The organism is Kitasatospora sp. NPDC088134 (assembly GCF_044741705.1).
Classification (GTDB): Bacteria; Actinomycetota; Actinomycetes; order Streptomycetales; family Streptomycetaceae; genus Kitasatospora.
This window is the reverse complement of the sequence record NZ_JBIUTD010000015.1, coordinates 33799-46551: the sequence shown is the minus strand read 5'-3', so window position 1 is coordinate 46551 and position 12753 is coordinate 33799. Positions and strand designations below refer to the sequence as shown.

General features: G+C 74.7%; 9 protein-coding genes. 7 read left to right on the top strand and 2 right to left on the bottom strand.

What is annotated here, in order from left to right; all coding sequences use genetic code 11:
- Positions 1 to 105: 105 nt before the first annotated feature.
- Positions 106 to 765 (bottom strand): bifunctional DNA primase/polymerase, encoded by a 660-nt coding sequence (locus ACIOHG_RS22890; protein ID WP_400953441.1) that lies wholly within the window; start codon positions 763 to 765, stop codon positions 106 to 108.
- A 463-nt stretch (positions 766 to 1228) separates the two neighbouring features.
- Here ACIOHG_RS22890 and ACIOHG_RS22885 point away from each other — a divergent pair, with 463 nt between their 5' ends.
- From ACIOHG_RS22885 to ftsH, 7 genes are all read left to right on the top strand, one after another.
- Positions 1229 to 2683: a hypothetical protein gene (locus tag ACIOHG_RS22885; RefSeq protein WP_400953440.1), complete on the top strand. Its 1455-nt coding sequence runs from the start codon at positions 1229 to 1231 to the stop codon at positions 2681 to 2683.
- 230 nt (positions 2684 to 2913) lie between these two features.
- The gene (locus ACIOHG_RS22880) at positions 2914 to 4242 is read left to right on the top strand and encodes an ammonium transporter (RefSeq protein ID WP_400953439.1); all 1329 of its coding nucleotides are present in this window, start codon (positions 2914 to 2916) and stop codon (positions 4240 to 4242) included.
- Positions 4239 to 4577, top strand: coding sequence for a P-II family nitrogen regulator (locus tag ACIOHG_RS22875; RefSeq protein WP_400953438.1), 339 nt, complete (start codon positions 4239 to 4241; stop codon positions 4575 to 4577). The genes ACIOHG_RS22880 and ACIOHG_RS22875 overlap by 4 nt, the downstream gene beginning before the upstream one ends.
- A 129-nt stretch (positions 4578 to 4706) precedes the next feature.
- The gene (locus ACIOHG_RS22870; RefSeq protein WP_400953437.1) at positions 4707 to 7139 is read left to right on the top strand and encodes a [protein-PII] uridylyltransferase; all 2433 of its coding nucleotides are present in this window, start codon (positions 4707 to 4709) and stop codon (positions 7137 to 7139) included.
- Between the two features lie 158 nt (positions 7140 to 7297).
- Positions 7298 to 8860, top strand: coding sequence for a signal recognition particle protein (ffh, locus tag ACIOHG_RS22865; protein ID WP_400953436.1), 1563 nt, complete (start codon positions 7298 to 7300; stop codon positions 8858 to 8860).
- Between the two features lie 192 nt (positions 8861 to 9052).
- Entirely contained in the window at positions 9053 to 9577 is a 525-nt protein-coding gene (locus ACIOHG_RS22860; protein WP_400953435.1) for a GNAT family N-acetyltransferase, read from the top strand.
- A 122-nt stretch (positions 9578 to 9699) separates the two neighbouring features.
- On the top strand, positions 9700 to 11604 hold the full coding sequence (gene ftsH / locus ACIOHG_RS22855) for an ATP-dependent zinc metalloprotease FtsH (RefSeq protein ID WP_400953434.1): 1905 nt from the start codon (positions 9700 to 9702) through the stop codon (positions 11602 to 11604).
- Between the two features lie 93 nt (positions 11605 to 11697).
- Here ftsH and ACIOHG_RS22850 read toward each other — a convergent pair whose 3' ends face one another.
- Positions 11698 to 12528, bottom strand: coding sequence for a class I SAM-dependent methyltransferase (locus tag ACIOHG_RS22850; RefSeq protein ID WP_400953433.1), 831 nt, complete (start codon positions 12526 to 12528; stop codon positions 11698 to 11700).
- Between the last annotated feature and the right edge of the window lie 225 nt (positions 12529 to 12753).

Sequence of the window (12753 nt, the reverse complement as noted above, 5' to 3'; positions counted from 1 at the left end):
CCCCGTACGACACGGCCCGCCCCGGGAGATGCACCCGCCCCGGGGCGGGCCGCGCCGTCTCTCCGGGCCGCGCCGTCTCTCCGGGCCCGGTCGTAACGGCGGGGCTCAGCAGGCGAGTTCGCGGTCCCGGGTGCGGTGGCAGGCGTAGGCGAGGGTGCCGAGCAGCAGGCGGGCCTCCGGCGGGGCGTTCTCCGCGGTGGGGCGGCGCAGCCAGCGCATCGGGCCGAGCGGGCCGAGCGGGGTCGGCGGGGCGGCCAGGTAGGAGCCCAGGCCGTGGCAGGCCAGGTCGAGCGAGGCGTCGTCCCAGCCCATCCGGTAGAGCAGGTCGGGCAGGCGCTCCGCGGTGCCCGGGGCGACGAACAGCAGCAGCCGCCCGGCGGGCGAGGCCAGCACCGGGCCGACCTGGGTGCCCATCCGCTCCAGCCGGACCAGCGCCTGCAGGCCGGGCCGGGCCGGGACGTCCAGCACGTCGAACTGGTGCCCGGTCGGGAGCAGCAGCGGGGCGCCGGCCGGACATCGGGCGGCCAGCTCGGCGGCGGTGGCCCCGGGGGCGATCACCGGGCCGACCCGGTGGTGCAGGTTGGGCGCGGCGCAGCGCGGCACCCCGCAGTCGCAGCGCGTCCCGTCGTGCGGGGGCGGGCTGCCGGCGGCGAGCGTCCAGCCCCACTGCCCGGAGTACTCGGCGGCGGTGCGGAGCGCGGTGGGCCGGGTGCGGCGGCGGGCGCCGAGGGGGGTGAGCCGCAGGGTGCCGAACAGCTTGTCCATGCCTGCCCCAACAGGTTCCGATTGCCGATGGTTACGGGACGGTGACGTTGAGTCGCCGGTCGGGCGCGTGGTGCGGAGTGCGTCGGAGGCGCGCGCGGACCGGCGCACACCGATCCGGGTGGCGCGGGCCAGCAGGCGCCTTGCTCCCGCGCCCCGGATGCCGGATCGTCGTTGCCGCACGCGTGCCTCCTCGCATTCCGGGCCTGGGGCGGCCGCCCCGGCATGTGCCGGGGTCATGCGGCCGACTCACAGTGAAGCGCGGGTTCCGGTCCGACAGTTCACTCTTGGGGGTGGCGAAAGGTGGCGTTTTCCGGACCCGGCTCCCCCGGATGGCGGAGGCGCGCTACGTTCGGGACACGGAACGCAGTCGGCCGGTCACGCGGCGGGCGCTCCGGTGGGTTCAGCGGATGACGGGTCAGGGCGAGCGGGGCCCCGGGGTGCGGGGCGGGATGGGGACGGTCCCATGGGTGAGAAGCAGCCGAACGAGAAGCTGGGCTCCTGGTTCGCGCGCAGCGGCTGGTCGAAGGGCGAGCTGGCGCGCCAGGTGAACCGGAGGGCCCGGCAGATCGGCGCCCACCACGTCTCCACCGACACCTCCCGGGTGCGCCGCTGGCTGGACGGCGAGCAGCCCCGCGAGCCGATCCCGAAGATCATGTCGGAGCTGTTCTCGGAGCGCTTCGGCTCAGTGGTCTCGATCGAGGACCTCGGGCTGCGCGCGGTGGTGCCGGTCACCACCGTCGGCAGCGGCGTCGACCTGCCGTGGAGCCCGCAGCAGACCGTCCAGGCGATCAGCGAGTACTCGCGCAGCGACCTGATGCTCAACCGGCGCGGCTTCCTGGGCACGTCGCTGGCCCTGACGGCCGGCGCGGCGCTGATCGAGCCGATGCAGCGCTGGCTGACACCCGGCCCGAACGGCGCCCCGACCCCGATCCTGGCGGCGGCCAACGGCGGCGAGCACTTCTCCGGGCGGCTGTCCGAGCCGGAGCTGCAGCTGCTGGAGCAGACCACCGAGATGTTCCGGCAGTGGGACGCGCAGAACGGCGGCGGCCTGCGCCGCAAGGCCGTGGTCGGCCAGCTGCACGAGGTCACCGACCTGCTGCAGGAGTCGTACCCGGAGCCGACCACCAAGCGGCTGTTCCGGATCACCGCCGAACTCGCCCACCTGGCCGGCTTCATGTCCTACGACGTCGGCATGCACCCGAGCGCCCAGAAGTACTACGTGCTGGCGCTGCACGCCGCCCGCGAGGCCGGGGACCGGCCGTTCGGCGCGCTGATCCTGACCGACATGAGCCGGCAGATGATCCACCTCAACCGCGGCGAGGACGCGCTGGAGCTGATCCACCTGGCCCAGTACGGCAGCCGGGACACCGCCACCGCCCGCCAGCAGTCGCTGCTGTACGCGATGGAGGCCCGCGCCTACGCCACCATCGGCGAGGTCAACCGGTGCGCCCGCGCCGTCCGGCTGTCCGAGGACACCTTCAGCGACATCCAGGGCGGCGACGAGACGCCGCCGTGGCTGCGCTTCTTCTCGCACGCCGAGCTGTGCGCGGAGAACGGGCACTCGTTCCGCGACCTGGCGTACACCTCGGACCGCGGCGCCGCGATGGCCCGGACGGCCGAGCCGCTGATCACCAAGGCGGTCGACCTGTTCCGGCAGGACAACGACCACGTCCGCACCTACGCGTTCAACCTGGTCGGGATGGCCTCGGTGCGCCTGCTGCAGAGCGAGCCCGAGGAGGCGGCCCGGTACTGCGAGGAGGCGGTGGACATCGCCAAGAAGGTCCGCTCCGAGCGGCTCAACACCCGGGTCCGGAAGACCTCCGAGGCCGCCAGCCGGGACTTCCGCGGCGCCCCCGGCGTCGACCGGCTCGCCGAGCGGGTGGTTCAGGACATCCCGGAGTTCGTCTCGGTGGTCTGACGACCCGTCCGGAACGGGCCCTGCGGCGTATAACACGCCGTGTCCAGTACGCGTCACCTGCCGTGGTTCACGCGCCCGTAACGGGCGCGTCAACCGCGTCACGCCGGGGAAACACCGAGCCGCATCGGCCGAAACCCGTCTTCGGCACTCTCCTCTCATCGCCGACACGCCGGGATGGCACGGGACAGGTGTCCCGGCGTGGAGCGGCTTCCACCTCGGAGGAGACGCCGATGCCGGACGGCTTCAGCGCGGGCGACACCGCCTTTGTGTTCATCTGTGCGGCCCTGGTCATGGTGATGACCCCGGGCCTGGCCTTCTTCTACGGAGGCATGGTCAGGGTCAAGAGCACCCTCAACATGCTGGTGATGAGCTTCATCTCACTGGCGATCGTCACGGTGCTCTGGGTCCTGTACGGCTACACGCTGGCCTTCGGGCCGGACGCCGGGGCCGGCCTGATCGGCAACCTCGACTACCTGGGCATGCGCGGCATCGACCTGAACGCGCTGACCGGGACGATCCCGGTCACCGCCTTCGCGGCCTTCCAGCTGATGTTCGCGATCATCACCCCCGCGCTGATCAGCGGCGCCATCGCGGACCGGGCGAAGTTCGCGGCCTGGAGCCTGTTCGTGGCGCTCTGGGTGACGATCGTCTACTTCCCGGTCGCGCACTGGGTGTTCTTCTTCGACGGCGGCAACGGCGGCTGGCTCGGCGACCGCAACGGCGTGATCGACTTCGCCGGCGGCACCGCGGTGCACATCAACGCCGGCGCGGCCGGCCTGGCTCTGGCCCTGGTGCTGGGCAAGCGGATCGGCTTCAAGAAGGACCCGATGCGCCCGCACAGCCTGCCGCTGGTGATGCTCGGCTCCGGCCTGCTCTGGTTCGGCTGGTTCGGCTTCAACGCGGGCTCGGCGCTGGCCGCCAACGGCGTCGCGGGCATGGCCTTCGTCAACACCCAGGTCGCCACCGCCGCCGCCGTCCTCGGCTGGCTCGCCTACGAGAAGATCAAGCACGGCGCGTTCACCACGCTCGGCGCCGCCTCCGGCGCGGTGGCCGGCCTGGTCGCCATCACCCCCGCCTGCGGCTCGGTCTCCCCGCTCGGCTCGATCGCCATCGGCCTGATCGCCGGCGCGGCCTGCGCCGCCGCGATCAGCCTGAAGTACAAGTTCGGCTTCGACGACTCGCTCGACGTGGTCGGCGTCCACCTGGTCGGCGGCGTCATCGGCTCGCTGCTGATCGGCCTCTTCGCCACCGGCCACGTCGGCCAGACCGCGTCCGGCCTGTTCTACGGCGGCGGGTTCGACCAGCTCGGCAAGCAGGCGCTGGGCGTGGTCGTGGTCCTGGTCTACTCCTTCGTGCTGTCCTGGCTGCTCGGCACGGCGATCCAGAAGACGATCGGCTTCCGGGTCTCCGAGGAGGTCGAGGTCTCCGGCATCGACCAGGCCGAACACGCCGAGTCCGCCTACGACTTCACCGCCGTCGGGGCCAGCCTGGCCCGCGCCGTCAGCGCCCCCGCGGCCGTCCCCGCCAGCACCGAGAAGACCGAGGTCGAGGCCCGATGAAGCTCATCACCGCCGTCATCAAGCCGCACCGACTGGACGAGGTCAAGGAGGCCCTGCAGGCCTTCGGGGTGCACGGGCTGACCGTCACCGAGGCCAGCGGCTACGGCCGCCAGCGCGGCCACACCGAGGTCTACCGGGGCGCCGAGTACACCGTCGACCTGGTGCCGAAGGTCCGGATAGAGCTCCTCGCCGAGGACGAGGACGCCGAGCAGCTGATCGACGTGGTGGTCAAGGCCGCCCGCACCGGCAAGATCGGCGACGGCAAGGTCTGGTCCGTTCCGGTCGAGACCGCCGTCCGGGTGCGCACCGGCGAACGCGGCCCCGACGCCCTCTGACACCCGCTCCGACGACCTAGCATTCACCTCCTGGCGGACCTGCCCACGCGGCAGGTCCGCCGAAGGCGTGTCCGGCCCGCCACCGGCCGGGACGCCCGCCGGCACCAGCACGCACCGGGAGCAGCAGACGTGACGAGCACCGACCCCGCCGCCGACCACGGACACCCGGCCGAACGCGCCCGCCTGCTGGCCGACCCGGCGCTCACCGGCCCCGAGCGCCGCACCGCGCTGGCCCGGCTCACCGACGACTGGCTGACCGGCCTGTACCGGGCGGCCGGCGCCCCCGCCCGCACCGCGCTGGTCGCCGTCGGCGGCTACGGGCGCGGCGCGCTCTCCCCGCGCAGCGACCTGGACGTGCTGCTGCTGCACGAGGGCCCGCTCGCCGAGGGCCTGGCCGAGCGGATCTGGTACCCCGTCTGGGACAGCGGCGTCGCGCTCGACCACGCCGTCCGCACCCCCGCCGGGGCCCGCGCGGTCGCCGCCGAGGACCTGAAGGCCCAGCTCGGCCTGCTCGACGCCCGCCACCTGGCCGGGGACGAGCGGCTCACCGCCGACCTGCGCTCCGCCGTGCTCGGCGACTGGCGGGCCGCCGCCGCCGAGCGGCTGCCCGAGCTGCACGCCCTGGTCCGGGCCCGGGCCGAGCGGCACGGCGAGCTGTCCTTCCTGCTGGAGCCCGACCTGAAGGAGGCCCGCGGCGGCCTGCGCGACCTGGTCGCGCTGGACGCCGTCGCCGCCACCTGGCTCGCCGACGCCCCCCGGGACGGCCTGGCGGAGGCCGCCCGCACCCTCGCCGACGTCCGGGACGCGCTGCACCTGACCACCGGCCGGGCCACCGAGCGGCTCGGCCTGCACGACCAGGACCAGGTCGCCGAGCGGCTCGGCGTGCTCGACGCCGACACCCTGCTGCGGCAGGTGTACCGGGCCGCCCGCACCGTCGCCTACGCCTCCGACGTCACCTGGCGCTCGGTCGAACGGGTGCTGGCCGCCCGCGGCCGCCCCGTCCGGCGGGCCGCCCGGTTCCCGTTCGGCGGCTCCCGGCGGGCCCCCGTCGGCCCGGCCGCGCCGGAGCGCCGCCCGCTCGCCGAGGGCGTGGTGGAGCAGGACGGCGAGGCGGTGCTGGCGCAGGCCGCCCGCCCCGCCGCCGACCCGGTGCTGCCGCTGCGGGCCGCCGCCGCGGCCGCCCAGGCCGGGCTGGCGGTCGGCTACGCCACGGTGCGCCGGCTGGCCGCCGAGACCGGGCCGCTGCCGGTGCCGTGGCCGGACGAGGCCCGCGAGCAGCTGGTCACCCTGCTGGGCGCGGGGGAGGCCTGCCTGCCGGTGTGGGAGGCGCTGGAGGCCGAGGGGCTGATCAGCCGGATGCTGCCGGACTGGGAGCGGGTCCGCTGCCGGCCGCAGCGCAACGCGGTGCACCGCTGGACGGTGGACCGGCACCTGATCGAGACCGCGGTGAAGGCCGCCGCGATGACCCGCCGCACCGCCCGCCCCGACCTGCTGCTGGTCGCCGCCCTGCTGCACGACCTCGGCAAGGGCTGGCCGGGGGACCACTCGGAGGCCGGCGAGGTGATCGTCCGCGACGTGGCGGTCCGGATGGGCTTCGACAAGCCGGACACCGACACCCTGGCGCTGCTGGTGCGCCACCACCTGACGCTGGTCGACACCGCGACCCGGCGCGACCCCGACGACCCCGCCACCGCGGACCTGATCGCCGGGATCGTCGGCACCCAGGCCCACCTGGAGCTGCTGCACGCCCTCACCGAGGCCGACGCCACCGCCACCGGCCCGGCGGCCTGGTCGAGCTGGCGGGCCTCGCTGGTGGCGACCCTGGTCGCGCGGACCGCGGCCCGGCTGGCCGGCGACGCCCCGCCGCCGGCCGCCGTCGACGCCGACCCCACCGCCGACCAGGAGCGGCTGGCCGTGGAGGCGGCCCGCACCGGTGAACCCGCGCTGGCCCTGCGCGCGCACGCCGAACCCGCCGAGCCCGGCGGCGGCGAGCCGATGGGCGTCGAGCTGACGCTGGCCGTCCCGGACCGCCCCGGCCTGCTCGGCACCGTGGCCGGGGTGCTGGCGCTGCACCGCCTGACGGTCCGCAAGGCCGGCCTGCGCGAGCTCGACCCGGTCGGGGCCGGGCCGGTGCTGCTGCTGTCCTGGACGGTCGCCGCGGCCTACGGCGACCTGCCGGACGCCGCCCGGCTCCGGGCCGACCTGCGGCGCGCCCTGGACGGCTCGCTGGACGTGGCCCGCAAGCTCGCCGAGCGGGACGCCGCCGCGCCGCGCCGCCGGGGCATCAGCACCCCGCCGCCGGTGGTCGCCGTGGCGCCCGGCACGGCCTCCCGGTCGGCGACCGTGCTGGAGGTCCGGGCGCACGACGCGCCGGGCCTGCTGCACCGGATCGGCCGGGCTCTGGACGGGGCGGGCGTGCGGGTGCGCACCGCGCACGTCTCCACCCTCGGCGCGGAGGCGGTGGACGCCTTCTACCTGACCTCGCCGGACGGCCGGCCGCTGGACCGGGCCCGGGCGGAGGAGGTCGCGCGGGCGGTGCGGAGCGCGCTGGAGAGCGGCTGACGGCCCGTTCCCGGCCCGTCCCCGGCCCGTTCCCGGCGTGTTTCCGGCCCGTCCGGGGCCCGTCCGCACAGGGGCGCAGACCGCCCACCGGGGGTACGGCTACCCTTGGGGGCGACGACAGTACCCGTACTCGATGCCGCAAGGGACCCGCGACCGACGTGTTCGACACTCTCTCCGACCGCCTCGCAGCGACGTTCAAGAACCTCCGGGGCAAGGGCCGTCTCAGCGAGGCGGACATCGACGCCACCGCGCGCGAGATCCGGATCGCCCTGCTGGAGGCGGACGTCGCGCTCCCCGTGGTCCGGGCCTTCATCAAGCAGATCAAGGACCGGGCGCTCGGTTCCGAGGTCTCCGGCGCGCTGAACCCGGCCCAGCAGATCATCAAGATCGTCAACGAGGAGCTGATCAGCATCCTCGGTGGCGAGACCCGCCGCCTGCGGTTCGCCAAGACCGGCCCGACCGTGATCATGCTGGCCGGCCTCCAGGGCGCGGGCAAGACCACCCTGGCCGGCAAGCTCGGCCACTGGCTGAAGTCCCAGAAGCACACCCCGCTGCTGGTCGCCTGCGACCTCCAGCGCCCCAACGCCGTCACCCAGCTCGGCGTGGTCGCCGAGCGGGCCGGCGTCGCCTTCTACGGCCCGCAGCCCGGCAACGGCGTCGGCGACCCGGTGCAGGTCGCCCGCGACTCGATCGAGTACGCCAAGCAGAAGCAGTACGACGTGGTGATCGTCGACACCGCCGGCCGCCTCGGCATCGACGCCGAGCTGATGCAGCAGGCCGCGGACATCCGCGCCGCGATCGACCCGGACGAGGTCCTGTTCGTGGTCGACGCCATGGTCGGCCAGGACGCGGTCACCACCGCACAGGCCTTCCTCGAGGGCGTCGACTTCACCGGCGTGGTGCTCTCCAAGCTCGACGGCGACGCCCGCGGCGGTGCCGCGCTCTCGGTCGCGCACGTGACCGGCCGTCAGATCATGTTCGCCTCCAACGGCGAGAAGGTCGACGACTTCGACGCCTTCCACCCCGACCGGATGGCCTCGCGCATCCTCGGCATGGGCGACGTCCTCTCGCTGATCGAGAAGGCCGAGCAGACCTTCTCGCAGGCCGAGGCCGAGAAGATGGCCGCCAAGCTGCAGAGCGGCGGTGGCAAGGACTTCACGCTCGACGACTTCCTGTCGCAGCTGGAGCAGGTCCAGAAGATGGGCTCGATCTCCAAGCTGCTCGGCATGCTCCCCGGCATGGGCCAGATCCGGGACCAGATCAACAACATCGACGACAAGGACGTCAACCGGGTCGGCGCGATCATCAAGTCGATGACGCCCGCCGAGCGGTCCGACCCGAAGCTGATCAACGGCTCGCGCCGGCTGCGCATCGCCAAGGGCTCCGGCGTCCAGGTCGGCGAGGTCTCCAGCCTGGTCGAGCGGTTCTTCGAGGCCCGCAAGATGATGTCCGCGATGGCCTCCGGCAAGGGCATCCCCGGCATGCCGGGCATCCCCGGGATGGGCGGCGGCTCGAAGAAGTCCGCCAAGAAGGCCCCGCAGGCCAAGGGCAAGCGCAAGAGCGGCAACCCGCTCAAGCGGGCCCAGGAGGAGGCCGCGGCCGCCGAGCGCCGCGCCCTCGGCCCGGGCCAGGGCGCCCAGCCGGGCGGCGCGTTCGGCCTCGGCGCGGGCAAGGGCCCGGCCGACTTCGACCTGCCCAAGGAGTTCAAGGACCTGCTGTAGCGGCGGGCGCCCCCGCGACGCACCGTCAGCGGCGCGCGGCCCCACCCACCGTCCCCCGGGGCGGTCGGCGGCGCCGCGCGCCGCTGCTCGTCCGGCCCGCTGCTCGTCCGGCCCGCTGCTCGTCCGGACCCGTTGTTCGTTCGCGCCGCTGTTCGGGTCGTTCGGGTTGCTCCGTGCGCGATGATGTCCCCCATGCGCGTGACGATCCGATCCCCCCGCCCCGATGACGTCGTCCCCTACGCCGAGGCGGTGCGCCGTTCCGCCGCGCACATCGGGGTGTGGAACCCGGTGGAGCCGGACGGGCTGCCGGACCTGTTGAGCCGTCAGGGCGCGGGCCTGCGGACCTTCCTGATCGTGGACACCGAGACCGGCGGCCTGGTCGGCAAGTGCAACGTGGCGAACATCGTGATGGCCCGGTTCTGCAACGGGGTGCTCGGCTACGACGCGTACGCGCCGTTCACCGGCACGGGGCGGATGACCGAGGGCATGCGGCTGGTGGTGGAGCGCTGCTTCACGCCGGTCGCGCTGGGCGGGCTGGGCCTGCACCGGCTGGAGATCAACGTGCAGCCGGCCAACGAGCGCTCGGTGGCGATGGCGCGGCGGCTGGGCTTCCGGCACGAGGGCACCACCCCGCGGATGCTGTTCCTGCAGGACGCCTGGCGCGACCACGAGCGCTTCGCGCTGACGGCGGAGGAGTGGCCGACGCCCGTCGGCTGAGCGAACGGGGGCGCCGGCCGGGCGCGAACGGGGCGGCCGGGCCCGCCGGCCGGGCGACGGGGGTGGCCGCGCGGCGGCGTTGCGCACCGGCGCACCGGTGGAATGTCCGTATTGTCCGACAGGTGAGCAATCCCGTGCCGCCGCGCCAGACCCCCGACCAGCCCTGGCGCTCCGAGGGGGCCCCGCCCCCGCCGCCGCCCAAGCGGAAGATGCCCGGCGGCTGGACGGCGCTGATCCTCACCGCGCTGGTGGTGTTCCTGCTGTCCGACCTGCTGCTGAGCTTCTTCGGCAACGGCGGGTCGACCACGATCTCGTACACCGAGTTCACCAAGCAGCTCGGCGGCGGCAACATCACCAAGATCTACTCCAAGGGCGACGCCATCGAGGGCACGCTCAAGAACAAGCAGCCCAAGCCCGACGACGGCAAGGGCGACTACACCGACTTCACCACCCAGCGCCCGGCGTTCGCCAACGACAACATCTGGGGCACCCTGCAGGCGCAGAACGTCGAGGTCACCGCCAGCCCGGTCGTCCAGCAGCGCAGCTTCCTCGCCAACCTGCTGATCTCGCTGGCCCCGATGCTGCTGCTGATCGGCGTCTGGGTGCTGCTGGCCCGCCGGATGTCCGGCGGCATCGGCGGCGGCGCGCTCGGCCGCAAGGCCCCGCCCAAGCCGGTCGACACCAGCCAGGGCCGGCGCACCACCTTCAAGGACGTCGCGGGCATCGACGAGGTCGAGGCCGAACTCAGCGAGGTGGTCGACTTCCTGAAGAACCCGCAGGCGTACCGCCGGCTCGGCGCCAAGATGCCGCGCGGCGTCCTGCTCTCCGGCCCGCCCGGCACCGGCAAGACCCTGCTGGCCCGCGCCGTCGCGGGGGAGGCCGACGTGCCGTTCTTCTCCGCCTCCGCCTCCGAGTTCATCGAGATGATCGTCGGCGTCGGCGCCAGCCGGGTCCGCGAACTCTTCGCCGAGGCCCGCAAGGTCGCCCCCGCGATCGTCTTCATCGACGAGATCGACACCATCGGCCGCCAGCGCGGCGGCGGTGGCGGCATGGGCGGCCACGACGAGCGCGAGCAGACCCTCAACCAGATCCTCACCGAGATGGACGGCTTCTCCGGCTCCGAGGGCGTCATCGTGATCGCCGCCACCAACCGGGCCGAGATCCTCGACCCCGCCCTGCTCCGCCCCGGCCGGTTCGACCGCCGGATCACCGTCAGCCCGCCCGACCGGACCGGCCGCGCGCAGATCCTGCGCATCCACACCCGGCAGGTCCCGCTCGCCGAGGGCACCGACCTGGACACCGTCGCCCGCAGCACGCCCGGCATGACCGGCGCCGACCTGGCCAACCTGGTCAACGAGGCAGCGCTGCTCGCGGTCAAGCGCAAGCAGGACGCGGTCGACCAGGAGGACCTCTCCGAAGCCCTGGAGAAGGTCCAACTCGGCGCCGTCCGGCCGCTGGTGATGCCCCAGCAGGAACGCGAGCGGACCGCCTTCCACGAGTCCGGCCACGCCCTGCTCGGCATGCTCCAGCCCGGCGCAGACCCCGTCCGCAAGATCACCATCGTGCCGCGCGGCCGCGCCCTCGGCGTCACCCTCTCCACCCCCGACACCGACCGCTACTCCTACACCGAGCCCTACCTGCGCGGCCGGATCATCGGCGCGCTCGGCGGGATGGCCGCCGAGCAGGTGGTGTACGGGGTGGTCACCACCGGCGCCGAGAACGACCTCGAACAGCTCACCACCATCGCCCGCGCGATGGCCGGCCGCTGGGGCATGAGCGAACGGGTCGGCCGGGTCACCGCCATCCCCGACGACGGCCAGTCCCCGTACGGCCTGGCCGCCGCCCCGACCACGCTGGACGCCGTCGACGAGGAGGCCCGCCGGATCGTCGCCGAGTGCTGGGAGGAGGCCGTCGCGCTGCTGCACCGGCACCGCGACCGCCTCGACGCGCTGGCCGCCGCCCTGCTGGAGGCCGAGACCCTGGACGAGGACGCCGCGTACGCCGCGGCCGGGCTGGAGCGCTCCTGACGGGGCGTTCCGGGGGCCTCGTATCCCCCGGGGGCCCCGTGTCCGGGGTTCTCGCAGGCGCTCCGGCCCGGGGCCGGGGCGCTTGAGGGGGCGTCAGCTCCGCGGGCGGGTGCCGACCGCCCAGCGGAACACGTTCGCCATCCGCACCGAGCCGTCCGGGCGCAGGTACGGGTGCAGCGCCTCCTCCAGCTCCTTGACCAGCAGCGTCGGGCCCGCGGCCCGCTCCGCCCGGTCGAACAGGCCGGTGGAGAGCAGGCCGCGGACCGCCGAGTCCAGGCCCGCGTAGGCGAACGGGCAGCCCACCGTCCCGCCGCCGACCGGCCGGGTCCCGGCGGCGGCCAGCAGCGACTCCAGCCCGCCCGGGGCGCCCGCCGCGAACGGGTCCGGCGCGAACGGGTCCGGCGCGCCGGACGGGGCGTACCGCCCCGCCACCGCCAGCACCGCCGCGCTCTCGCAGTGCTCCGCCGGGCCCCAGGCCGCCACCACCAACTGCCCGCCGGGCAGCACCCGCTCGGCCGCCCGGGCGACCGCCCCCGGCGTCGGCGGCTGCTCGAAAACCGTCACCAGGGAGTGCGCCGGGCGGGGGACGGGGTGCGCCGAACGGGCGACCGCGCCGCCCGCCCCGGCGGACCCCACCTGCAGCCCGCGGGCCCGCGCCAGCTCCCGCAGCTCGCCGTCCGCCTCCACCCCCGCGACCTGCGCGCCGCGCCCCTCGGCCAGCAGCAGCGCCAGCCCCGAACGGCAGCCGACCCCGAGCAGGCTGGTGGCCGCGCCGACCTCCAGCCGGCGGTAAACGTCCAGGTAGAGGGGGACGAGCATGCGCTCCTGGATCTCCGCCCAGTCCCGCGCCCGACCGCGCCGCACCGCCGTCGGGTCGGTCCGGACCCGGTCCACGGTGCTGCCGATCATCTGCGCCGAAGCCATCGCGGCCTCCCATTCGCTCCTCGGAATCGGCTGCGGCACCCGCAGCCCGGCCCCCCGGCCCCTCCTCCAGCGAACAGCGGGCGGACCGCGCCGTCCAGAGGGGTGCGAGCAGGTATCCGTGCGCCGCGGGTGTGCGCCCCGGGGTGTGCGCGGGCGCGGCGCGGTCCGCCCGGCCGGGGCCGCCGGACCCGCGGGCCGGGCGATCCGGGAACACGGTCCGGGTGA

Excerpts from the sequence above, each read along its gene's own strand:
- ACIOHG_RS22890 (WP_400953441.1), bottom strand. The coding sequence starts at position 765 with ATGGACAAGCTGTTCGGCACCCTGCGGCTCACCCCCCTCGGCGCCCGC.
- ACIOHG_RS22885 (WP_400953440.1), top strand. The coding sequence starts at position 1,229 with ATGGGTGAGAAGCAGCCGAACGAGAAGCTGGGCTCCTGGTTCGCGCGC.
- ACIOHG_RS22880 (WP_400953439.1), top strand. The coding sequence starts at position 2,914 with ATGCCGGACGGCTTCAGCGCGGGCGACACCGCCTTTGTGTTCATCTGT.
- ACIOHG_RS22875 (WP_400953438.1), top strand. The coding sequence starts at position 4,239 with ATGAAGCTCATCACCGCCGTCATCAAGCCGCACCGACTGGACGAGGTC.
- ACIOHG_RS22860 (WP_400953435.1), top strand. The coding sequence starts at position 9,053 with ATGCGCGTGACGATCCGATCCCCCCGCCCCGATGACGTCGTCCCCTAC.
- ACIOHG_RS22850 (WP_400953433.1), bottom strand. The coding sequence starts at position 12,528 with ATGGCTTCGGCGCAGATGATCGGCAGCACCGTGGACCGGGTCCGGACC.